Below are 23,607 nucleotides of genomic sequence, written 5' to 3'. Positions count from 1 at the left end.
TATAGCGCAAACAGCCCTGTGTTATGATAGCTTTATCAAATAATTGTGGGCTGTTCTCATGTTTAAGGAGCCAATTAGTATTCATGGATGCTGTTAATCTCACCATACTTGTGGCTGGTGTTTTGCTGTTTTTTAGCATTATCGCCACGCAACTCTCTGTTCGTTCAGGCGCGCCTATTTTATTGGTGTTTTTACTGTTAGGCATGCTAGCCGGTGAAGATGGCATTCTTGGTATTCAATTTAATAACCCTGATATTGCTTTATTAATTGGGTCCGTTGCATTAATTGTTATTTTGTTTGATGGTGGCTTGCGCACGCAACCAGAGCGCTTTCGGGTGGCCCTCGGTCCTGCTGCAGTGTTGGCTTCTTTGGGCGTTATTATTACCTGTATTATCACAGGTATTGGCGCAGCCTACCTATTTGGTTTGAGCTGGGTTGAAGGCTTATTGCTTGGGGCAATTCTGGGCTCCACCGATGCCGCAGCAGTGTTTTCTATTTTCCAGTCACAGGGGCTGCGAATTAAAGAGCGAGTGTCGGCTACGCTGGAAATTGAGTCGGGTAGTAACGACCCCATGGCCGTAATGCTGACCATTACCTTGGTCAGTATATTAGCGTCACCAGAGCTAGGATTTAGCTGGATGGCAGTGCTTAGCCTGGTACAACAAGCAGTTGTGGGAGCTACTTTAGGGTATTTAGGCGGCCGCGCCTTTGTTAAAGTCAGCCGCATGGTGCATATTCACGCCTCTTTCTTTCCGCTTCTCGCGGTGGGTGGCAGTGTCCTGACCTACGGGCTGACTTCCCAGTTAGGCGGCAGCGGCTTTTTGGCGGTGTACCTGATGGGCTATATTGTGGGAAATGCGCCCAAATTACCGCAAGTTCATAACATTTTAAGAGTGCACGACGGTTTAGCCTGGCTGAGTCAAATTGTGATGTTCTTAATGCTAGGCTTGCTTATGACGCCAAGTAACTTGCTGGATATTGCTGTTCCAGCGCTGTTATTGGCAGCTGTGCTAATTCTTGTTGCTCGCCCAGTGGCGGTTCTTATTAGCTTGTCGCCTTTTCACTTCCCGTGGCGGGACCGTATTTTTATTGCCTGGGTAGGGCTTCGCGGTGCTGTGCCCATTGTGTTGGCGCTTTTCCCCTGGATAGCCGGGCTTGAAAACCAGGCGCTCTACTTTGAAATAGCCTTCTTTATTGTGTTGGTTTCTCTTATTGTACAGGGCTGGTCTATTTTACCTTTTGCCCGCAAGTTAGGGTTGGAAGTTCCACCTGAGGCAGAACCCAACTCACGTACACCGCTTGAAAGTGTCACGACTAAAAACGCAATACTGGAAATTGCCACTTTTGAAATTGAAGACGACACACCAGCCTGCGACTTGTATTGGAATGACATTAGTATTCACGAGCCCGTGGAGTTTATGGGGCTCATTCGCAAAGGAGAGTGGTTACGCACTATAGCAAATCCGAAGCTACAAGCAGGGGACACAGTATTAGTGCTAACTCGCAGCGAAGACATTCCACGGATCAGTGATGTGCTGGCCTCACATGGCACAGGAAAACGCTTAACCAAGAAAACGTTCTTTGGTGACTTTGTGCTCAATGCCGACAGCACTGTTGCAGACTTAAGCCAGTTCTATGTATTACCTGAAACGAACGTGAAACCAGACGAAACGATTGCAGGTCTGTTTTCGCACCAGTTCCGTCGCCGGGTTGTGGTGGGAGACCATATTGTGATTGGCTCTTTAATGTTAACAGCGCGGGATGTGGCGGAAGATGGCACGATTAGGAAGGTAGGTGTAAAAGCTGCAGTGGTGTAACCGCAGCTTTCGTGCCTTTCTTTAGTTCCGATAAAAGGTTTGAGTGAAACGTAACTCTTCACTGTTATCACCATGGCGAATGGTAATAAAAAAGCGGTATCTGTCGTCGTTTCCGTGTTGAATACTGCTTAAATAATACAAAGCATCGCCTTCCGTGATTCTGCGGAAATTCAACTCTTTGCGCTGACCAAGACTATTTAAAGCATAGCCGGACATGGCCACGCGCTGTGACTGCTTGCTTTCTTGGTCAAGCACCGAAATACTGATGACGGCTTGAGCCCGACTACGAACTAAGTTGTAGGCTTGAGCCACTTCTGGTTGCAAAAATGAACTCGGAAATGCGCTGTAGTGTACTTCCCATGAACCGAGCCGCTCAAACTGTCCGCCTTGCACCTGTGCTGTTTGCTGCGCACTAACTGTGGCGGCAAAAAGCATAAGGGTCATGAACAAGCCGCGAGCTATAAGCTGTGTATAAGCGCCCATTGTTGTCTCCTTCCTTAAATAACCTGCATTAGAAACTGAATAAAGATAATTAAAATTAATACAGAAAGGTCTAAGCCACCTAACGGCGGAATGAAGTTTCGTATGGGGCGTAACAAGGGCTCGGTTAATTCGTATAGCACATATTCCAACGGGTTTTGGCCTTGGCTAAACCAACTGAGAATGGCGCGAATAATAAGAATCCAAAACACTAGCTGTAAAATCTCGAGAGCAAGATCCCGCACACTCACAATAGCTAATGCAACCAAAGGCGCATGCTGCCCCGCCATGCTCGCCAAGATAAATATTTTCAATGCGGTTAAAGCGAGCGCCAACACCACCACGGCTAAGTCTAAACGACCCACACTAGGCAGCACTTTTTTTAATGGAAGCACCACAGGGTCGGTTATTTTCCGTATGGCTAAAGCCAGTGGTGAAAAGTAGTTTGCTTGTACCAGCTGCATCCAGCCGCGTACAACCACGGCCATAATAAACAGTGAAAACAAAGTGGAAACGAGAAACGCAAATCCATTATTCATATGAGGGCACCTTAAAAAAGTTTGGCCATTTCTTGGTTGCGTGCAACGGCTGCACGCACTGCTTGGTCAGAAATTTCATTGAGCTTGTGCTCTTGGTAGGCTTCAATGCCTTTGGCGGTGGAACCGCCCTTGCTGGTTACCTGCTTGCGTAATTCTTCAAGGCTCAACTCGCTTTCGGTGGCCATTTTAGCCGCGCCCAAAGCGGTTTGTTGTACCATAGCTCGCGCTGTTGTGGCGTCAAAACCAAGGGCTTCAGCTGCTTTTTGTAACCCATCCATAAATTCAAAGAAATACGCAGGGCCACTTCCGGCGACAGCACCGAGCACGTCGATGCTCGACTCTTCTTCAAGCCAAATAGTGAGGCCAACATAGTCGAACACTTGGGTGATATAGCTGCGATCTGCTTCAGTGACACTGGTGTCCGCACACAGCCCAGACACGCCTTCCCCGACGAGCGACGGTGTGTTTGGCATAATACGAATAACACGTGTTTCATTGCCTAAATATGCGTGATATTTAGCAATAGGAACCCCAGCAGCAACTGTGGTGACAAGCTTCTTCGTAATGTCTGGCGAGTGCGCTTTCAGGTCTGCGCATACCTCTTGCATAATTTGTGGCTTTACAGACAAAACAATAACGTCGCAGGCGGCAACAAGCTCATGGTTGTCTTGGGTTACCTGAATTCCAAAGTCCGAGTGAAGTGCGTCGAGCTTCGGTCGGCTGCGGTTGCTTGCCCATACCTTATCGGCAGGGTAGCCACCTCGGATCATGCCACCAATGATGCTTCTTGGCATGTTACCTGCGCCGATAAAACCTATGGTGCGTACGTCTGCTTGTTTACTCATACTCAGTGGTACCTTTTTTCTTAAATGTATTTAGCTGTGGCTTAGCTGCGCGGACCGAAAATGTCCGTGCCGACCCGTACCATGGTTGAACCATGGGCAATCGCTGCTTCCAGGTCATTACTCATACCAAGTGATAGTGTATCAACCCTGTCGATTTGTTGCTGCAATTCTTCAAATGCAGTTTGGCATAACTGTAATGTATGTGCTTGTTCAGCCGCGCTTGGGTTGGCTTTTGGAATTAGCATAAGGCCACGTAGCTGTAGCTTTGGCAAGGCTTGTACCGCTTTGGCAAACTCAGGCAACTCAGCTAAAGAAATACCTGCCTTATTCGGCTCTTCGTCTATATTTAATTGTATCAATACCTGCAGCGGCGGAAGGTGCGCTGGACGTTGGTTGTTCAGGCGAGTCGCTATGCGCAGCCTGTGGAGGCTTTGTACCCAGTGAAAGTGCTCGGCCACCTCTCGGGTTTTATTGGACTGTAGCTGGCCAATAAAGTGCCATTCGATATCGCTTAAATGTTGCAGGGCTTGCACTTTGTCGACGCCTTCTTGCACATAGTTTTCGCCAAAGCTTCGCTGCCCAGCGGCATAGGCGGCCTCTATGTCTGCAGTGGGCTTGGTTTTGGCCACTGCAACAAGTTGGACGCTGTTGGCTGGCCGGTTCGCTTTTTTTTCAGCCTGTTGCACGCGAATGCGAACTTTTTCTAGTTGGTCTGCTATGGTTGCTTGTAACATAGATTTCCGTTATGCCGATGTGTATTAAAAACGACTCTCAAATCTTTATTGAGCTTGGAGATAAAATGGAACTTCAACAATTACTCGAATTAAGTGTTCAAAAAGGGGCATCTGATCTTCACATATCTTCTGGCACTCCGCCAGTATTGCGTATTGACGGCGATATTCAGAAGATTAGCACAGAGAATTTGGAGTCGCGACAGGTGCTGGCTATGGTGCACAGCATCATGAGCGCTGAGCAACAAAGCGACTTTCAAGAAAAGCTTGAGTCAGACTTTTCTTTCAGTTTGGAAGGCGTGGCCCGATTCCGTGTAAACGTGTTTATGCAGCGCCATGGGCCTGCGGCTGTATTTCGTACCATCCCTAGCAAAGTCTTGTCACTTGAAGACTTAAACGCGCCAGAGGTGCTGAGGAAAGTGTCAGACTACCCACGGGGATTAGTATTAGTGACAGGACCGACGGGGTCGGGTAAGTCGACCACTCTGGCGGCAATGGTCGATTATATTAACCGAACCTATAGCAACCATATTCTTACCATTGAAGACCCTATTGAATTTGTGCATGAAAGTAAGCAAAGCCTGATTAACCAGCGCGAAGTACACCGAGACACCCACAGCTTTAACGCAGCCTTACGTGCTGCACTACGGGAAGACCCAGACGTTATTTTGGTTGGGGAAATGCGTGACTTGGAAACCATTCGGTTGGCGCTCACTGCTGCAGAAACTGGGCATTTAGTATTTGGCACCTTGCATACAACCTCTGCCCCTAAAACCATTGACCGAATTGTGGATGTATTCCCAGGTGAAGAAAAAGCCATGGTGCGTTCGATGTTGTCGGAGTCGTTGCGGGCTGTTATTTCACAGTTATTAATTAAAAAACAAGGGGGTGGGCGAGTGGCCGCTCACGAGATTATGCTCTCAACTCCGGCCATTAAAAACTTGATACGGGAAGACAAAATAGCTCAAATGTACTCCAGCATTCAAACAGGTGCAGCCTTAGGTATGCAAACAATGGATCAAGCGTTGAATAAGCTACTCGATGCGGGAGTTGTCTCACCTCAGTCGGTCCGTTCAAAACTAGATCAAGTTGGGTGAGTCGGGCGTAAAAATCGTTTACACTATGCCCTTTCTAACGAATACACGAGCAACGAAAGGGCGTAGTAACATGCGAGTTTTAGGTATTGAAACATCTTGTGATGAAACAGGTGTGGCCGTTTATGACACAGAGCAAGGCTTGCTCTCGCATGCTTTATATAGCCAGGTAAAGCTGCACGCTGACTATGGCGGTGTAGTACCTGAGTTAGCTTCCCGCGACCATGTGCGCAAACTCCTTCCTTTAATTCAACAAGCGTTAACCGACGCCAACACCAAGCCGAGTGAGCTCGATGGTATAGCATATACAGCAGGCCCAGGATTAGTGGGGGCTTTATTGGTGGGGGCGAGTGTCGGCCGTAGCTTAGCTTTTGGTTGGGACCTCCCGGCAATAGGTGTGCACCATATGGAAGGCCACTTGCTGGCGCCTATGCTGGAAGAAACACGCCCAGAAATGCCTTTTTTAGCTTTGCTTGTTTCAGGCGGGCACACCCAGTTAGTGCAAGTAAATGCGGTAGGCAGTTATAAACTGCTTGGAGAATCAGTAGACGACGCTGCTGGCGAGGCCTTTGACAAAACCGCTAAGTTACTTGACCTAGAGTACCCGGGTGGCCCACGTCTTGCTGCAATGGCCGAGGCAGGCCGGGCAGACCGTTATAAGTTTCCGCGCCCGATGACCGACAAACCAGGCTTAAACTTTTCTTTTAGTGGCTTAAAAACTGCTGCGGCAAATGCTATTGCAGAAGAAAAAGCACAGTGCGACAGCCCCGAAGGGCTAAGCGACCAAGTAAAAGCAGATATAGCGCGCGCGTTTCAGGACGCTGTGGTGGATACCTTGGTTATTAAGTGTCGCCGCGCCTTAAAAGAAACAGGCTTAAAACGTTTAGTGGTTGCTGGCGGTGTTAGTGCGAATACCCGTTTGCGAGAAGCCTTAGCCGACACGATGCACAAGCAGGGTGGTCAGGTGTATTATCCTCGCGCTGAGTTTTGTACGGATAACGGTGCCATGATTGCTTTTGCAGGTGCGTATCGCTTAGCTGCTGGGGAACAAACAGACAGCCAAGCGGCTGTTCGCCCTCGCTGGCCAATGACAGAGCTAGCAGAGCCAGGAAAAGGTTAGCGGAAACCTGTTTCCGTACCGCGCCAAAGACGTTGAATGTTGGAGCGGTGTCGCCAAATAATTAAAGCCGCTAACATACATGCAGGAACTGTGTATTGTGGTTTAACTAAATAGGCATATAAGGGCGAAAGGCCAACGGTAATAAGGGCTGCCAGAGAACTAACACGGGTTACTAGGAAAACAAAAACCCAAGTTAGAATAAGCATGAGAGTCATAGGTAAGGCTACAGGGAACATAGCCCCTAATGCGGTGGCTACACCTTTGCCGCCTCGAAAGCGAAAGAAAAGTGGATAAATATGGCCTAAACAAGCAGCTATGGCCACAAAGCCCAAGGTGATAGGAGGCAGGCCCAGAAAGTATGCAAGCCATACGGGCAGCATACCTTTAAGAACGTCAAACAACAGCGTTAAAGCAGCGGGCAGTGCGCCCCCTAAGCGGTATACATTCGTGGCACCCGGGTTGCCTGAGCCACGTAGTCGGGGGTCGTCGAGCGCAAATACACGGCATATAAGTACAGCGCTACTTATAGAGCCGAATAAATAAGCACTAAGAATAATGAGTAAGGCGAGTGCCGATGTCATAGGGTCCATTCTTCATTTATTTTTAGTAAGCATAAAGGCAAATTAAGCAGAATGCCATCCGATCAGTTGGCGAGGGGATATCTTGGACACAGTTTCTGTAAAAGGGCTAAAAGTAGACGCAACCATAGGCATATTTGATTGGGAGCAGGAAATATTTCAGCCTTTATATATCGATTTAGAGATGCGCTGGGACAATGCTAAAGCTGCCGAATCGGGCGATATTCACGATGCCTTAGATTATGCGGCGGTCAGTTCTTTTGTTGTGGAGCTAATAGAGTCGCGCCCTTGGGGGCTGATTGAAGAAGTTGCGGAACAAATAGCCGCAGGTCTATTCAGCCAGTTTCAGGTGCCTGGTGCCAGAGTGACCGTGAATAAACCCACGGCCGTTCCAGCCGCAAACAGTGTGGGTGTGTCCATTGTGCGCGGAGAGTTTTAAGGTGGCGCGTCAAGAAGTACAACAGGTGTGGTTTGGGCTGGGCTCTAACCTTCAGCGTGAGCGCCATATTAAAGCTGCGGTAGCGGCGCTTGAACAAGCCTTTACCACTGTCCGCTTGTCCCATGTTTATGAAAGTGAAGCGGCTGGCTTTGCAGGGCCGCCCTTTTATAACTTGGTTGCTTGGGTTGAAACCCAGCGAACATTGGCTGAAGTGCAGGTTTGGTGCAAGCAAACAGAGCAGGCTTTAGGTCGAGCCCATGACAATGAGCGCTTTAGCTCTAAAACTATGGATATAGATATATTGCTCTATAACGATCAAGTTTGTGAAGCCACTGAGTCTACCCCAAAGCTACCGCGTGGTGAGATTCTGACGAGCCCTTATGTGCTCGCACCCATGGCGGACTTGGTGCCCTATATGCAGCACCCTGAAACGGGCAAGAGCTATCGCGAGCATTGGCTTGCTATGCAGCAGGCTGGCGGCGATGAGGGCATGCTTGGTGTGGTCGAGTCACTTTGGTTAAAAGCTTAAACGATGTTGTCGGGAGAGGGTTAAATTGAACCCCCAGCCCATGCATCCTCTAGTTGTTGTTTGCGCTGTGTGCGCAATGCTTGGCCAATAGCTTTTCCGCTGAGCCCTTGTTTAACAAAGGCTTGGGGGTTGATGGTCCGCAAGTTGGCCACTGGGCTAAATAACTGCTGGACGCGGTGGCGCGCGCTTTCTGAGCTTGCAACGGCCAGGCATAAGGTGTGTAGCTGTTCAAATCGCTCAGCCCGTCGCCAAGCGTCGCACTGCTGGTAAAAGTCTAAAGCGTCGGTGCTGGTAATGTGACTGTTTGCTAGTAGATCAAAACTAAGGCCCGCTAAACGCGCTATATCTAGGTAGGCATTTGGTGCTTTAAAACTACCAGCAACGGCCGTAAGCACCTGAGGTGTTTGACTAGGAGGGTGAGCAAGGTCTGCTATCCAAGCTGCAAAGCGCAATAAAGGGTGCTTAGTCTGTTGCGCCACCTGCGTTAGCAATGGAAACTGGCCTTGCTTTGGCAGTGGAAACGTAAGGAGTTGGTGCAGCGCACCGCATTGATGTAGTACTTGGAAATACACGCTAGGAGCGTCTGTGTTGAGGGCTTTTTCGGTCTCTTGCCACACTCGCTCAGGCACGAGGTGTTGAATTTCGCCAGCTGCTACTAATTCCCGCATGAGGGTGTAGGTTTCTGGTGCGATGTGAAAGCCAAGCGGTTGTAACTTGGCGGCAAACCGAGCCGCACGTAACACACGCAGTGGGTCTTCGCTGAAAGCTGGACTGACATGGCGCAGCACGCGCTGTTCAATATCTTCAAGTCCACCCCAGGGGTCAATGAGCTCACCTGAGCTGCTTTTAGCAATGGCGTTAATGGTGAGATCGCGCCGTAGCAAGTCGTCCTCTAGGCTAACATCGGGCTGCGCATAGCATTCAAAGCCCGTATAGCCTGCCGCTACTTTCCGCTCGGTACGTGCTAAGGCGTATTCTTCTTGTGTCTCGGGATGTAAGAAAACAGGAAAGTCTTTACCAACCGGGGTAAAGCCTTGCGCAATGAGCTCTTCAGCTGCAGCGCCCACCACAACATAGTCGTGCTCATCGAATTCTAAGCCTAATAGTTCGTCGCGAACAGCGCCGCCAACTAAGTAAATTTCCATAACACCCTAAAATACCTTGTCTGTAGTGCACATCATAAAGGATGTTTGAGGTAAAGTAACAAAAAAGCAATCCGTTGCATGGCCAGAGGCATACTGCTAGGGTTAATTTCGCTCAACACCTGTCGTTAACATGGAAATAAGCTCTTATGTATCAAGCGTTTTTTGGGTTCACACAACAGCCATTTTCGATAGCTCCTGACCCGCGGTTTTTATTTCTAGGGCCGCGGCACCAAGAAGCCCTTGCCCACTTGCACCATGGCCTTATGGGGAGTGGTGGCTTCTTGCTGTTAACCGGAGAGGTAGGAACGGGTAAAACAACTCTTTCAAGAGCGATTTTAGGTCAGCTTGAAGACCAATTAAATGTGGTGTTTATTTTAAACCCGCGCTTGTCTGAGCAAGAGCTACTGGCTTCAATAGCCCAAGGCTTTGGTATTGAAGGTGTCGATGAGGCGGACTCGTTAAAGTCACTAACAGACGCTATTGCCACATTTCTTACGACTTCAGCTCAAGCAGGCAAGCACCCGGTGGTTCTGATTGATGAAGCCCAACACTTATATCCGGCAGCTCTTGAGCAATTGCGCCTATTAACCAACCTAGAAAGCGATGCAAAAAAACTACTTTCGGTGGTGTTAATTGGCCAACCTGAGTTACGAGAGTTGCTGCAGCGCCAAGAATTACGGCAAGTGGCACAACGCATTGTGGCGCGATACCAATTGCTGCCCTTCACCCAAACAGAAACCAATGCATACATAGACCACCGACTGACAGTAGCGCAGGGCGCTCCGAGTATTTTTTCTGAGCAAGCCCGAAAATATATTTGGCAATGGACCCAAGGGACGCCACGCTTAATCAACTTATTATGTGACAGAGCGCTGCAGCTTGCTGCAATGAGCGGGCGTAAGCAGATTGACAAGCGCATTATGCAGGAAGCTGCAGATATATTACCTCTGGCGAAAGCAAAGGAAACATCACCTAAAGGAAAGCGAAGCTGGCCATGGGCCATGGCAGCTGCTGTTGGTGTGGTAGCTTTTGCAATGTGGCAGTTTGTGCCGATACAGCCGACAACACAGAGCGAGCCTACGCCTACTGAAGAAGTGCAAACAAGCAGCCGCCATATTTATGGCCAGCCGCTACAAGACTCCCTATCTAAATTGGCGGCGCTTTGGCAATTAGGAAGTATGAGCCTAGGACAGCAGCCATGTGAGCGCTTAGCGCGTTACAACCTGGTGTGTGTACACGGGCATGCCAACTTGGCTAATGTTTCAACGTTGAATGTGCCGGCTTTAGCATTCCTGCACGACGGGGGCTCGGTTGTATTACGCGGACAGCAAAATAACCAATGGTTATTGCAGGACGCTGAAGGTGAAATAAGAGTAGCAGAGTCAGAGCTTGCAAACGCGTTAAGCGGCGAGTATTTGCTGTTTGTTAGCCCACCTCCTTTTGTTAATGAAGCCCATACGGAAGCCTGGCGTACTTGGGTTAGCGCACGCTTAAAACAGCGTGTGCCCTTGTCGCTGCAACAAAGCGATATTGAGCAACAGCGTACTTGGTTAATGGACACAGCACAGGGGTTAAGTGATGACGATGGGTGGCTTTTCGCTTTACTAGCAAGCTCAGGCGACTACCAAGGGCCGCAACTGCGTTCGGTTGCTGTGGAAGACTACCCAAGCGAGCGCCCACTTGTGGAGGAGTCGCAAATAGCCGAGCAAGTTCGTTACGGCACCCGCCCGCTAACGCTTACAGACATACACGTGCCAACATTTACCATGCACTGGCCAACAGAACCACAAGAGGAGCATGTGAGCCAAGCACCAGAAAGCGCAGCTCAAGAAGAGCCCATAGCAGAGGCTGAGGTGGGCAGCAAAAAACCAGACAGCAATGCAACAGCCGACACCCTAGAAGCGATTTTTGAGCAGGCAGTACGAGCCACACCAGAGCGGCCAGCGGAAACACGGTGGAGCTTTGACCTTGATGAACCAACACAGCAAATGCCTGCGCAGCAACAAGGTGTTCCCTTGCTGTCAGAGCTCACTGCAGAGCAGCGGCAGCAGTTACCCAAATTAAGTTACGACCAACATGTATACCAGTCTAGGCCGGAAGCACGGTGGATAGGGTTAGGGCAGCAGCGATTGGCAGAAGGCGAACAGCTGCAAGGGTTAAGGGTCATATCCATTCAGCCGAATTATAGTATTTTGAGCTGGGGTGACCTGCTATTTCGCGTTGAAGCACTGGAAAATATGTAAGCCTAATTGTCCAAGAAAAGAGCTTGCGTAGAGGTCGTACCTTTGCGATGATGTGGCCATTATCAAACGCCCGTTTAAAAACGTGGCACCTTGAGCAGGAGAAAAATAATGGCTGATTATAAAGTTGACTTGCAGGACATGAACTTCTTGCTAGACGACGTTTTTGCTGTAGCGAAGGACTGGGAAACCATGCCAAAGCTAAGCGAGGTAGTAGATGCTGACACAGCAAAAGCTATTCTTGATGAGGCAGCAAAGCTCACAGAAAACCTGATTGCCCCGAATTTACGTGCTGCAGACGAGGAAGGAATACACTTCTCCGACGGCGAAGTGACAACTCCGAAAGGCTATAAAGAGCAGTTTGCAGAACTAGCTGCTGGCGGCTGGGTCGGGGTTACGGCTTCCGAAGAGTTCGGTGGTATGGGCCTGCCAAAGGTTCTGTCGGCACAGTATGAAGAAATGATGTGCGCGGCGGATGTGGCTTTTTCTCTTTACTCCGGTTTAACAGCTGGCGCTATTATTGCTTTAGATTCTCATGCCAGCCCTGAATTAAAAGAACGCTACCTACCCAATATGGTGGCGGGAAAATGGACAGGAAGTATGTGCTTGACGGAACCTCATGCGGGCACAGACTTAGGTATTATTCGTACCAAAGCCGAGCCTGAGCAAGATGGTAGCTACCAGCTGACTGGAACCAAAATTTTCATTACCGGCGGCGAGCATGACTTAACAGAAAATATTGTTCACTTAGTTTTGGCCAAATTGCCAGACGCTCCAGCTGGCACCCGTGGTATTTCACTTTTTGTTGTTCCTAAATTCTTAGTAAATGAAGACGGCAGCTTAGGTGAAAGAAACGCTGTTGTTGCAGGCTCGGTCGAGCACAAAATGGGTATTCATGGCTCCGCTACTTGTGTCATGAACTTTGATGGCGCAAAAGGTTGGCTGGTTGGCGAACCAAATCGTGGTTTAGCAGCCATGTTCACCATGATGAACTACGAGCGCTTAGGCGTAGGTATTCAAGGGCTAGGTGCTGCTGCTCGCTCCTACTGCACAGCTTTAGACTATGCACTTGAGCGTCGCCAAGGACGTGGTGCGAAAGCAACACGTGACACAGCAGCAGAAGCAGACCCACTTCTAGTGCATGGTGATATTCGCCGCATGCTGTTGACCATGAAGTCTTTTATTGAAGGTGGACGTGCTTTCTCTACCTTCGTAGGTAAGCAGCTTGACCGTTCTAAGTACGCTGCAAGTGAAGAGGGCAGAACCAAAGCTCAGGCTTTAGTTGACCTGTTAACGCCAGTCGCAAAAGCTTTCTTAACAGATACGGGCTTTGAAGCGACTGTGCTGGGCCAGCAAGTACTTGGTGGCCATGGCTATGTGCGTGAGTGGGGCCAGGAACAGCTGGTACGCGACTGCCGCATTGCTCAAATATACGAAGGCACCAATGGTATTCAAGCCCTCGACTTACTAGGCCGTAAAGTCGCAGGTAGTAAAGGCGAGCTACTGAAGCCACTACTGACAGAAATTTCCACCTTCTTAGCTGGCGACGCAGGCGAGTGGAGTAACGAGTATGGTGAACTGGCTATTTTAGTGCAGGAAGTCGAGCGTATAACCGGCGAGGTACTAACCCAGGTTATGCAGGGTGACGAAAACATTATTAATAGTGTTGCCGTTGAGTACCTGCACCTGATTGGCTACGTGACTTATGGCTGGTTATGGTTGAAAATGGCTCGTGCCGCTGAAAGCTCAGACTATGCTGAAAGCTTTGTGCAAGCGAAGCAGAAAACAGCAAAGTTTTATTTTGCACGTATTTTGCCACGTGTTTATGGTCTTATGCCGTCTATTGAAGCGGGTGCCAAAGAGCTCTTCGCTTTCGAACAAGACGAGTTTTAAAGCACCTGTCGCGATAAATAAAAAAGGAGCCAAAGGGCTCCTTTTTTTGTGGGTGTACCAGTTACAGTGTGTCTGCTTGCTTGATAAACAGAGCCATGGACTCAGCATGTGCTGTTTGTGGGAACATATCCAGCATGCTCACTTTTACCAACTGGTAACCTTGCTCCATAATGACGGCAGCGTCACGGGCAAAAGTTGCTGCGTTGCAAGAGATATACAAAATACGCTCCGGCTGTACATAGGAAAGGTCGGCTACCACGTCGGCAGCGCCTGCGCGCGGCGGGTCGAGTAGCATCACATCGACGGGTTGCTTACCAAAGGCATACTCGGTAAAAGGCTTGCTTAAGTCGGCACGAATAAACTTTAAGTTATGACACTTGGCCAATTCTGCGTTAATACTCCCCCGTGTTACTTGCTGCTCAGCTACTTCAACGGCGACAACCTTGGCGCTCCGCTTGGCTAAGGGCACACTGAAGTTGCCAAAACCGGCGAACAGCTCTAATACGGTCTCGGTGCCTTTTAGCTCTAGCCATGCCAGGGCTTGGGCCACCATCTGCTCGTTCACGTGGGCGTTCACTTGGATAAACTCACCCGGCCCATAGTGCAGCCGTTCATTGTCGACCCGATAGCCAAGCTCTAGTGGTGTTTCACAGGTCGCGGCAACCACTTCGAAACCATGGTTATACTGTGCAACTACATCGCAGCTATGGGTGCGAGCAAAGGCTTGCCAGAGAGCTGATTCGTCTTCATTAAATGACTCGAGCATGCGCACGATAACACTGGCATGGGCGTTGTCTTGTTGTTCGTTTAATAGCAGCTCCACATGGCCTAGCGAGCGATTGCCGTGCATGGCTTTAAGCGTTTCTTGGAGCGCTGGCAATAAGGCATTTAATGTAGGGTGTAAAGTCTTACAGTCCTCAACAGCAATGACATCGTCGCTGCCACGGGCGCGAAAGCCTAGGCGCACAGCTTCGCCTGGCGGTGGAATGCTGAGTCGAGCGCGGCGACGGTAGTGAAAAGCGTTATCAGGTGCGGCCACTGAAGGCTCGAGCTTGACGGCCTGCAAACCGGCGAGATGCTTCAAGTGATCTGTTAGTAGCTCTTCTTTATAGTTCAACTGCGCTTCATAGGGCATATGCTGTAATTGGCAGCCTCCACAGCGATCGGCATATCGGCAGGCAGGCGGAATGCGTTGTGGACTCGCTTGAAGAATTTCAACCGCAGTGGCCTCATCGAAGCGCTTGTGTTGTTTGTCGACTCGCAAGCGAACTTGTTCGCCTGGTAAGGCGTTGCTGACAAACACAGTTTTACCTGATTTACGAATAGCGACACCTCGGCCGTCGTGGTTCAGGCGCAAAATATCCCAGCCCAAGGGCTCTTTCTCTACCGAGTTAGGTTGAACTGTTTTTTTCTTTTTCTGTGGGCGGAAACCCTTGCGACGATCAAACAACGAGCTAATGACAACACCTTTATATGTTGGAAATGAACACAGAAGAATAATACCACAGAATGAACAGAGGCAATAAAAAAGCCGTGCTTGATGCCAAGCACGGCTTTGGGCTCTTGTGAGCTTGTTGGTTTAGTCACCCAAGGACAACAAGGTGGCGTTACCACCCACAGCCGTAATGTTGTCGGTAAGTACCTTTTCAGTGACAAAAGAGTAGAGGTAGTGTGGACCGCCTGCTTTTGGTCCTGTACCTGATAGACCTTGTCCACCGAATGGTTGAACACCTACAACAGCACCTACTTGGTTACGGTTGATGTAAACGTTACCCACATTCACGCGGCTGGCAACTTCATTGTAGAAGCTTTCGTTGCGGCTATGAATACCAAAGGTTAAGCCAAAGCCAGTGTTGTTTATGTCGTCGATGACTTGGTCGAGGTTCTCACGTTTGAAGCGAATAATGTGGAGAATTGGACCAAAGTTCTCACGCACTAAATGGCTGATGCTGTCTATCTTTATTGCTGTCGGTGCGACGAAGGTGCCACCTGCTGTATATTCAGGCATGGAGGCTTCACCAATTAAGGTGCCCACATGCTGAATGTCCGCTAAGTGTTGTTCTAAGTTGGTTTTGGCGACACCGTCTATCACTGGGCCAACGTCTGTTTCTAGGTTCATTGGGTCGCCAACAGTGAGTTCCTGCATAGCGCCTTTGATTAAGTCGATAATACGGTCGGCCACGTCGTCTTGCACGTACAGTACGCGTAGAGCAGAGCAGCGCTGGCCTGCACTCTTGAACGCACTGTCAACAATGTCAGTAACCGCTTGCTCAGGCAATGCAGTGGAGTCTACCATCATGGCGTTTTGTCCGCCGGTTTCTGCAACCAGTGGCACGATAGCGCCGGTACGTGCAGCTAGGGCGCGGTTAATGGCTTGTGCTGTGGTGGTTGAACCGGTAAAGCAAACGCCACCAATGTGTTCTTGGCTAACAAGGCTAGCACCCACTTCAGCCCCCTTGCCTGGTACAAACTGCAGTACCCCACCTGGAATGCCGGACTCTAAGGCAAGCTGAACCGCACGGAAAGCAACTAGGCCCGTTTGCTCAGCAGGCTTGGCAATGACACAGTTACCTGTGGCTAAAGCAGCTGTCACTTGGCCTAAGAAAATAGCCAGTGGGAAGTTCCATGGGCTAATGCAAACAAAGGTACCACGACCTTGTACAGACCACTTGTTGGTTTCGCCGGTTGGTCCTGGCATGTCTTGGCCTTGGCCCATAAGTTTACGGGCTTCAATGGCGTAATAGCGACAAAAGTCCACAGCCTCACGTACTTCGTCTATACCGTCTTGTAACGTTTTTCCAGCTTCTAAAGTACAAAGAGCAACGAGTTCAACAATGTTTTCTTCAAGCTTATCGGCTAGTGTTTCTAAAGCCTGTGCACGTACGTTGACGTCGGTGCGAGACCATTCAGGGAAAGCCTTATTCGCAATAGCGAGCGCTTCTTCCGCAAGGGCAGCGTCGGCCCAGCCGATGGTTCCAACTTGGTGGTTGGTATGCTGCGGTGAGGTAACAGCAACACGCTGTACTGACTCGACGAGTTGACCATTGATAATTGGGCCACCTTGCCATTGGTTATTCTGGTAACTACGAACGTTGGCAATGAACTCATCGCCTTGAGAATGAATATTCATATTTAACCCCATGGAATTCTTGCGGGTACCGAAAATATCAACCGGTAGTGGAATTTTGTCGTTTGCTAATGTTGGCTTGCTTTTAAGCTGTGCTACTGGGTGCTTGGCTAGTTCAGACACCTGTACTTTCGGGTCTAGCAGCTTGTGCACAAAAGAACTGTTCGCTCCGTTTTCAAGAAGGCGTCTCACTAAGTAGGGAAGCAAGTCTTTATGAGCCCCAACAGGTGCATAAATACGTACGCTACGGCCTTTGTCTTCAAGTAATACTTGGTCGTAAAGGTCTTTCCCCATGCCATGTAAACGCTGGAACTCGTAGGCTCGGCCTGTCTGATCCATTTGTTGTATGGCACAAATGGTTTGTGCGTTATGGGTGGCAAACTGTGGAAAAATGTTCCCTTTGGTGTGTTCACTTAGCATGTAGCGGGCGCACGCCACAAAGGAAACGTCCGTGCTGGCTTTACGCGTAAACACAGGGTAACCGGATAAGCCCATTTGCTGTGCGTGTTTTATTTCTGTGTCCCAATAGGCGCCTTTTACTAAGCGAATAGGAATTTCATCACCACATTCGCGAGCAAGAGCGTTGACCCAACATAGGGTAGGTAGTGCACGCTTCGAGTAAGCCTGTACCACTAAACCAAAACGAGGCCAGTCTTTACAAACACCGCTGCGATATACTTTTTCAAACAGCTCTAGGGAAAGCTCGAGTCGGTCCATTTCTTCAGCGTCAATAGTGACACCTACATCGGCTTTTTTCGCCAGAGCAATCAGCTCGGTCAGGGTAGCAGCTAACTCGGTGAGTATGCGTTCACGGTTGTCCACTTCATAGCGTGGGTGTAATGCAGAAAGCTTGATGGAAATTGTTGGCCGAGCGACTTCAGGATTATTGAAGTTCTCAGCGGCAACTCGGTTAATAGAGTCTACATAGGCTTGGCGGTAACGCTCGGCATCGGCTGAGGTTAAGGCCGCTTCTCCCAGCATGTCATAGGAGTGGGTGTAGCCTTCATCGCGCTTAGCACGGCTGTTTTTTAAAGCTTCTTCGATGGTACGGCCCAGTACAAACTGAGCACCCATCAAACGCATGGCTTGGTATGTTGCTTTACGGACAACGGGTAAACCAAGGCGTCGAATCAAACGACGAAAGTAGGAAATAGGCTCTTGATCGGTGCGACCGCCTGGATTGATCACGTTATTTGCGAAGTTCAGGCCGAACGTGCCTGTATTTACTAACAGGGACTCGCTTTTACCTTTAAATTCTTTCCATTCGCCCAAACCTAATCTGTCGCGGATCAGAGCGTCAGCGGTGGCACTGTCTGGAATACGAAGTAAAGCTTCGGCCAAGCACATAAGTACCACGCCTTCTTGCGTATTTAAACTGTACTGCTGTAAGAAAGCGTCAACACCGTCGCCCGACTTCGCTTTGTCGCGAACGCGTGTTATTAACCCTTCTGTTTTTTGGGTCAGCGCCTGCATGGCTTGTTCGTTGTCTGTATGCAGCTGCAACAGCTCTTCAAGGTAAGCGTTTTCGTCAACACTGTAGTTGTCGGTAATAGCTTGCCATAGCTCGCTTAACGGAGCGGTACTATACCGCTGGCTTAATACCTGACTTGCTTTAAACATAGCTTCTCCAATAACCAAACACCGGTTACATACACCAGAAGTAACCACCAAGTAGCTCACTTTTCTTCTGAAGAATAGAAGGAAAGCGTAAAGCGATAAAGTAAAGTCGTGCCTTTAATTGAAACAATCTGAAATTATTGCAGTTGACCAGAATAGGCTCTGCAATCCACAATACCCCTAAGGGTTCACCAACTAAGTATAAGTGACTTTATGGTTAAGTTAGAACAACGATCAGTAGAAGTAGAGCTGAAGTATCAGGTCTGCCAAGATCGCAGCAATACTATCGAAAAACTTATTCGCTGGCTAGACACCAATGCTACGAGTGGTGAAGAAGTTGAGTTAAAAAACATCTACTTTGATACACCAGAGCGATTATTGAATAAGCATAAAATGGGTCTTCGCATTCGCCGTGCCGGCGACTGGGGTGAGCAAACTATAAAGTTAGCAGGTAAGCAGCAAGGAGCCGTAAGTGAACGGCCTGAATACAATGTGGAAACAAAGGCTTTACGCCCTGATTTACACCTGTTTCCTACCCATATTTGGCCTGAGCACTGGCGCTTAAAAGAATTAAATAATGCCTTGGAGCCACAGTTTGAGGTGACCTTTACCCGCCGTACTTGGTTGTACCATGGTGAAGGTTATAGCGCCGAAATTGCATTGGATTTGGGGCTGATAATAGCAGCAGGGAAACAAGAAGCAGTACAAGAGCTTGAATTAGAATTAAAAGCAGGCTCAGCAGAGCCTTTACTTGAACTTGGTGCTGAGCTGGCTGCGCTTTTTCAGTTAGAGCCAGGGCTTAAAAGCAAAGCACAACGAGGATATGAGTTGTATGCAGAACGCTTTCCCAGTCAGGGCTCTTAAGCCTCACCATACGGATATAAAGCAGTTAGACACTGAGCTACAAGCGGAAGCGGCTCAACGGTGGCAGGACATTACTGATCGCCATTCACTTGCTGTTTCACCCCAACAAAAAGCGACAATTATGTGGTTGTTAGCGGTCAGCCCTTTTATTGGCCGGGTGCTATTAGCCTATGGACAAGACACCCTAGTGCATTTGCTGCAGCCTCAGGGCTTTAGCCAGTCCCATGTGCATAAGCAAGTGTTAGCTGCAGAAACAGAAGCACAAGCAATGCATCAAATTCGTCGACTTCGGCGTTTGGAGATGGCCCGTATAGCTAGCCTAGACCTCACCGGCGAGTTGGCATTGCACGATAGCCTACAAGCAAATACCCATATAGCAGACTACTTGATTACCGCCGCTTGCTTGTGGTCTCAGCGACAGCTAACAGAAAGGCATGGGCAAGCTCTGTCAAGTTCAGGTAAGGAACAACGGCTGTGGGTTATTGCCATGGGCAAGCTAGGAGGGGCTGAACTTAATTTCTCTTCAGATATCGACCTTATCTTTTGCTTTGAACAGCAAGGAGAAACCCAGGGCGGGCGGCGCCCACTCGACCACCAAGTGTATTTTACGAAAATAGCGCAGCAAACCGTGCGCTTATTAGAGCAGGTAACGGTTGACGGCAGAGCCTTCCGCGTGGACTTAAGGCTACGTCCGTTTGGTCAGTCCGGTGCCGTAGTCACTAGTTTGGCCGCATTAGAAGACTATTATCAAGAGCAAGGGCGTAACTGGGAGCGCTACGCCATGGTAAAAAGTCGCGTTATCTCATATCCGGACAGCAAGGGCGAAGAGCATGCTTGCTTCGCTCAGCTCATTCGACCTTTCGTGTATCGGCGTTATCTTGATTACAGCGCCATTGATGCTTTACGTAAAATGAAACTGCTGATTAACCAAGAAGCACGCCGACTAGGCAAGCAGCTTAATGTCAAATTAGGCGTGGGCGGCATTCGAGAAATAGAGTTTGTTGCGCAAGTATTTCAGCTTATTCGAGGTGGCCGTGAACCTGAGTTTCAAACGCGCTCTTTGGTTGAAGCGTTACAGGTAGCTCAGCAGTTTAAGGTGTTGGAAGAGCAGGTTGTCAGCGAATTATTGGATTGCTATGCCTGGTTGCGAAAACTGGAACATGCCATTCAACAAATAAACGATGAACAAACCCAAAGCTTACCTAGCAATTTGGAGGATCAAGCGAGGTTAGTGGCTATTTGTGGGGCACAAAGCTGGACTGGATTGTTAGACGACTTTGCTCAAGTAACAGGAAAAGCTCACCAGGCCTTTCTAGACGTTATTGGTGGCGAAGCTGAAATGATGAATGCAGAAGACAGTGAATTCGCGTTGTTATGGCAAGACTTAATTGATCCAGAAATAGCGATTCGTGTACTTGAAGAAGCGGGGGCTGAAGAGCCTGAAAAAATATGGCAGCGCATTCGTGATTTTCGTGAGCAGGCCAGGCGACGTTCGTCTGGTCCCAGAGGCAGGGAGCTACTGGGCATTTTGGTTCCCCAGCTGATTGAGGCTCTCGTTACCCGTGAGCAAACCGATGAAGTTTTGCAAAGGGTGTTTACTGTGCTGGAACAAGTTGTGTCCCGCACCACTTACTTAGAGCTTTTAGCAGGGAACCAGGGAGCTCGCGAGCAGCTGGTATTTCTCTGTGCGGCTAGTCCATGGGTGGCTAGTTTAATTGCGCGGTTACCCTTGCTCCTTGATGAGCTGATTGATCCCGAACAATTGTACGATTTGCCGGACCCTACTACCTATAAACAAGAAGTGGCGGAGCAGCTGAACCGACTGGCTTATGACGACCCTGAAGTGCAAATGGATGCGCTAAGGCAAGTAAAACAAGTGTTTCAGCTGCGAGTTGCTGCCGCGGACTTAAGTGACGGTGTACCTTTAACCCGAGTGAGTGACCATTTAACCTACTTAGCTGAAGCAATGACCGAGCAGGTGGTATTAATGGCTTGGCGTCAACTTGCCGAGCGCCATGGCGTACCAGCGGGGAAAGATGAGTCAGACATGGGCTTCGCCGTTATTGCCTATGGGAAGTTAGGCGGTTACGAGCTCGGCTATGGTTCCGACCTAGACTTGGTGTTCCTGAGTGAAGATGGCACGTCCGGAATGACAGATGGCGTGAAGCCTATAGATGCGCAGCAGTTTTATTTACGCTTGGCCCAACGCATTTTGCATTTATTCACGACCCGAAGTTTGCAAGGGGTTCTGTATGAAGTTGATATGCGGCTACGACCATCGGGGCAGTCGGGTTTAATGGTGGTACGTGAGTCTACCTACGCACAATACTTGAACGAAGAAGCTTGGATATGGGAGCTACAAGCGTTAGTACGTGCTCGGCTTATTTTTGGTACTGAGCAAATGGCAACACGCTTTCAGGACACACGAAATGCAGTACTGCGAAAAAGCCGGGAAACTCGCAAGTTACAACATGAAGTAGTCGCCATGCGCAAGAAAATGCGGGAGCAGTTTAGTGCAAAGCATCAGGGTGCTTTTGATATAAAAAATGATGCGGGCGGCATGATCGATATTGAGTTTATGACTCAATATTTGGTGTTAAGCCAAAGCTTTCACCACCCGAGTTTGACAGACTTTCCTGATAATATACGAGTACTTACCAAGGCCGCCGCAGCTGGATTACTTGCTGAAGAACAAGTGTCTGGTTTAATTACCGCATACACCAAATTCCGCGAAGAAGCTCATAGGCTTTCACTCGCAGAACAAGGTTCTGTCAGCCCTAAAAGTTTTACACCGGAGCGGAAGTTAGTGCAAAAACTATGGCTGCAACTACTGGGTGAGAAACTCAGTAGCTAACGTACAGTACCGACGGGTGTTCGCTGCTTGGTCGTCGCTGGTTATCAACAGCACACGTAACTGTGGACATATATACGCATGTGGGTCGTACATAAAGTGGCTGTCGAGGGACAAAGCAATTCGCTCGGCTGTGGTTAGTAGGTCGGCTCTGACTTGAAAAGCTGCGCGTACGACAAAGTCTTTTTCCAACCACCAAAGCAATTGCAGGTCATTTTCTTGTGCCATACGAGCTAGGTTTTGTTTGACGGTGCTTTCCTCCATAAACCAATGGCTTTGTATAGGGGCTGACCAGCTCAACGGTAATGGTCGTTCTGTATTTAAGGCTATTTCGTCGAGGCGTTGTAAAAGGCTTTGGCTACCGAGTTCAACAGTCAACACCGCTTTGCCACCTCCTTTGCTAGACCATTCAGAACGCTTTATGCCATAAAAGAAACGTGAAATTTCGCCTTGCAAATTGTCGTATTCGGTCGCTTGGCCTTGGTTTGACAAGTTGGTTAAACGATTGTCGCCTGAGATATTCATATCGGCAAAAAATTTATAGGCTAAGTAAACGGCACCAACAGCCAGCACGACACATAGCAGCAGTATAATCCCAAACTTTCCTTGGCTTGGCTGGCTCATGACTGGCCTCCATTCTTTTTTAAACGCTTTTCATAATAGCTGGGCATATCCGGCGTTGGCCGCGTTTTAAAACGGCGGTGCATCCACATATACGACTCTTTATAAGCATTAACTTCTTTTTCAAGTTCTCTGTTAATGCGCCTTGCATCTTCTGTATCGTCACCGCTTGGGATTGGCTGTAGTGGTTTTTTAAACTCTAAAACATAGCCTTTGTCGCCTGGCAAGCGGTGAAAAGTGCACAGTAAAGTGACCGCATTGGGATGGTTAGCAAAAATACTGGTGCCGGTTGTTGTGGCCGCATCGGGTACTGCAAATAATGGCACGAATACAGCACGACGCGGACCGTAGTCTTGGTCCGGTAAGTATCCTGCAAGCTCCCCTTGAGCAAGTGCGTCAAGCATGCCGCGAACATCTTTTTTGGGCAGCAAGTATTTGTTACTACGGCTGCGTCCTTTCGTTTGCAAGTACTCCATGAGCGGGTTGTTATGTGGGCGGTAGAGTCCTACAGCAGGGTAAGTTAAGCCAGCACAGCGAGCATGTAATTCGAGGGACAAGAAGTGAAATAGAATAGCAAACACGCCCTGACCTTTAGCCATGGTTTCTTGCAGTAGCTCTTGCCCTTTCACCTTAAATTTACGCTTTACCCGCCAGTCGGGCCACCACCAGGCCATGCCTGTTTCAAAGAGGGCGATGCCCGAATTTTTAAACACTTCGCGGGTAATACGTGTGCGTTCTTCTTGGGGCATGTCGGGGTAGGCCAGCTCTAAATTGCGCATGCAAATGGTGGCACGTTTTTTCATTAACTTTAGGAATAGCAGACCGAGGCCACGGCCCATCATCAGTTGCAGTCGGTAGGGCAGCCAGGAAATAAGGTATAGGACGCCTATCATAAGCCAGGTGGGCCAGAAGCGAGGTAATAAAAAGCGCCCTTCAAAGCGTGGCGGTTGAATGCTGTGAGTTGTCAAACTAAATACACCTAAGTTTAATAAGAGTAACTGGGTCGAGCGTAACGGATTGTACCAATAAACGGGGAAAGAAGAATAAAGCCGGCTATGGTAGCCGGCTTTTATGCAT

At 49.0% G+C, this 23,607-nt stretch carries 19 protein-coding genes; 9 read left to right on the top strand and 10 right to left on the bottom strand.

Going from position 1 to position 23,607, the window contains the following annotated elements; genetic code table 11:
• Positions 1-83 precede the first annotated feature (83 nt).
• Positions 84-1,817, top strand: coding sequence for a potassium/proton antiporter (locus tag CWE15_RS09435; protein WP_126757845.1), 1,734 nt, complete (start codon positions 84-86; stop codon positions 1,815-1,817).
• 21 nt (positions 1,818-1,838) lie between these two features.
• Here CWE15_RS09435 and CWE15_RS09430 read toward each other — a convergent pair whose 3' ends face one another.
• From CWE15_RS09430 to CWE15_RS09415, 4 genes are read right to left on the bottom strand one after another with little or no spacing between them, the layout of a single operon-like run.
• A complete protein-coding gene (locus CWE15_RS09430; RefSeq protein ID WP_126757844.1) occupies positions 1,839-2,300 on the bottom strand; it encodes a DUF4426 domain-containing protein in 462 nt (153 codons plus the stop codon).
• Positions 2,301-2,314: 14 nt separating this feature from the next.
• The gene (locus CWE15_RS09425; protein ID WP_126757843.1) at positions 2,315-2,836 is read right to left on the bottom strand and encodes a YggT family protein; all 522 of its coding nucleotides are present in this window, start codon (positions 2,834-2,836) and stop codon (positions 2,315-2,317) included.
• 11 nt (positions 2,837-2,847) lie between these two features.
• Complete coding sequence (gene proC, locus CWE15_RS09420) at positions 2,848-3,681, bottom strand: pyrroline-5-carboxylate reductase (protein WP_126757842.1); 834 nt, start codon at positions 3,679-3,681, stop codon at positions 2,848-2,850.
• A gap of 41 nt (positions 3,682-3,722) precedes the next feature.
• On the bottom strand, positions 3,723-4,415 hold the full coding sequence (locus CWE15_RS09415) for a YggS family pyridoxal phosphate-dependent enzyme (protein ID WP_126757841.1): 693 nt from the start codon (positions 4,413-4,415) through the stop codon (positions 3,723-3,725).
• A 65-nt stretch (positions 4,416-4,480) separates the two neighbouring features.
• Here CWE15_RS09415 and CWE15_RS09410 point away from each other — a divergent pair, with 65 nt between their 5' ends.
• Both CWE15_RS09410 and tsaD read left to right on the top strand, forming a co-directional pair.
• The gene (locus CWE15_RS09410) at positions 4,481-5,509 is read left to right on the top strand and encodes a type IV pilus twitching motility protein PilT (RefSeq protein WP_126757840.1); all 1,029 of its coding nucleotides are present in this window, start codon (positions 4,481-4,483) and stop codon (positions 5,507-5,509) included.
• 70 nt (positions 5,510-5,579) lie between these two features.
• On the top strand, positions 5,580-6,626 hold the full coding sequence (gene tsaD / locus CWE15_RS09405) for a tRNA (adenosine(37)-N6)-threonylcarbamoyltransferase complex transferase subunit TsaD (protein WP_126757839.1): 1,047 nt from the start codon (positions 5,580-5,582) through the stop codon (positions 6,624-6,626).
• Here the strand turns inward: tsaD and plsY are convergent.
• Positions 6,623-7,207 (bottom strand): glycerol-3-phosphate 1-O-acyltransferase PlsY, encoded by a 585-nt coding sequence (plsY, locus tag CWE15_RS09400; protein ID WP_126757838.1) that lies wholly within the window; start codon positions 7,205-7,207, stop codon positions 6,623-6,625. The genes tsaD and plsY overlap by 4 nt on opposite strands.
• Positions 7,208-7,289: 82 nt before the next feature.
• On the opposite strand from plsY, the gene folB reads away from it, so the two are divergent.
• On the top strand, positions 7,290-7,643 hold the full coding sequence (gene folB, locus CWE15_RS09395) for a dihydroneopterin aldolase (RefSeq protein ID WP_126757837.1): 354 nt from the start codon (positions 7,290-7,292) through the stop codon (positions 7,641-7,643).
• A gap of 1 nt (position 7,644) precedes the next feature.
• Entirely contained in the window at positions 7,645-8,172 is a 528-nt protein-coding gene (gene folK, locus CWE15_RS09390; RefSeq protein ID WP_157980745.1) for a 2-amino-4-hydroxy-6-hydroxymethyldihydropteridine diphosphokinase, read from the top strand.
• Between the two features lie 20 nt (positions 8,173-8,192).
• Here the strand turns inward: folK and CWE15_RS12140 are convergent, their stop codons facing one another.
• Positions 8,193-9,317, bottom strand: coding sequence for a tRNA nucleotidyltransferase/poly(A) polymerase-related protein (locus CWE15_RS12140; protein ID WP_126757835.1), 1,125 nt, complete (start codon positions 9,315-9,317; stop codon positions 8,193-8,195).
• A 146-nt stretch (positions 9,318-9,463) separates the two neighbouring features.
• Between CWE15_RS12140 and CWE15_RS09380 the strand changes: the two genes are divergently transcribed.
• Positions 9,464-11,560 carry an AAA family ATPase gene (locus CWE15_RS09380; protein ID WP_126757834.1) on the top strand — a complete coding sequence of 699 codons (2,097 nt, stop codon included), beginning with the start codon at positions 9,464-9,466 and terminating at the stop codon, positions 11,558-11,560.
• 108 nt (positions 11,561-11,668) lie between these two features.
• On the top strand, positions 11,669-13,450 hold the full coding sequence (locus tag CWE15_RS09375; protein WP_126757833.1) for an acyl-CoA dehydrogenase C-terminal domain-containing protein: 1,782 nt from the start codon (positions 11,669-11,671) through the stop codon (positions 13,448-13,450).
• Positions 13,451-13,511: 61 nt separating this feature from the next.
• On the opposite strand, the gene rlmD is transcribed toward CWE15_RS09375, so the two are convergent.
• Together rlmD and putA are read right to left on the bottom strand one after the other, a co-directional pair.
• Positions 13,512-14,900 (bottom strand): 23S rRNA (uracil(1939)-C(5))-methyltransferase RlmD, encoded by a 1,389-nt coding sequence (rlmD, locus tag CWE15_RS09370; protein ID WP_157980744.1) that lies wholly within the window; start codon positions 14,898-14,900, stop codon positions 13,512-13,514.
• A 129-nt stretch (positions 14,901-15,029) separates the two neighbouring features.
• Positions 15,030-18,197, bottom strand: a complete 3,168-nt coding sequence (gene putA, locus CWE15_RS09365; protein WP_126757831.1) for a bifunctional proline dehydrogenase/L-glutamate gamma-semialdehyde dehydrogenase PutA — start codon at positions 18,195-18,197, stop codon at positions 15,030-15,032.
• A gap of 210 nt (positions 18,198-18,407) precedes the next feature.
• On the opposite strand from putA, the gene CWE15_RS09360 reads away from it, so the two are divergent.
• Together CWE15_RS09360 and glnE are read left to right on the top strand one after the other, a co-directional pair.
• Entirely contained in the window at positions 18,408-19,058 is a 651-nt protein-coding gene (locus CWE15_RS09360; protein WP_126757830.1) for a CYTH domain-containing protein, read from the top strand.
• A complete protein-coding gene (gene glnE / locus CWE15_RS09355) occupies positions 19,027-21,912 on the top strand; it encodes a bifunctional [glutamate--ammonia ligase]-adenylyl-L-tyrosine phosphorylase/[glutamate--ammonia-ligase] adenylyltransferase (protein ID WP_157980743.1) in 2,886 nt (961 codons plus the stop codon). Before CWE15_RS09360 ends, glnE begins: the two co-directional genes overlap by 32 nt.
• On the opposite strand, the gene CWE15_RS09350 is transcribed toward glnE, so the two are convergent.
• The gene (locus CWE15_RS09350; protein WP_126757828.1) at positions 21,886-22,533 is read right to left on the bottom strand and encodes a TcpQ domain-containing protein; all 648 of its coding nucleotides are present in this window, start codon (positions 22,531-22,533) and stop codon (positions 21,886-21,888) included. The genes glnE and CWE15_RS09350 overlap by 27 nt on opposite strands.
• The gene (gene lpxL, locus CWE15_RS09345) at positions 22,530-23,498 is read right to left on the bottom strand and encodes an LpxL/LpxP family Kdo(2)-lipid IV(A) lauroyl/palmitoleoyl acyltransferase (protein ID WP_126757827.1); all 969 of its coding nucleotides are present in this window, start codon (positions 23,496-23,498) and stop codon (positions 22,530-22,532) included. Before lpxL ends, CWE15_RS09350 begins: the two co-directional genes overlap by 4 nt.
• Positions 23,499-23,607 lie beyond the last annotated feature (109 nt).

This window comes from Aliidiomarina taiwanensis (assembly GCF_003987015.1).
GTDB lineage: Bacteria > Pseudomonadota > Gammaproteobacteria > Enterobacterales > Alteromonadaceae > Aliidiomarina > Aliidiomarina taiwanensis.
This window is presented reverse-complemented; position numbering and strand designations above follow the sequence as displayed.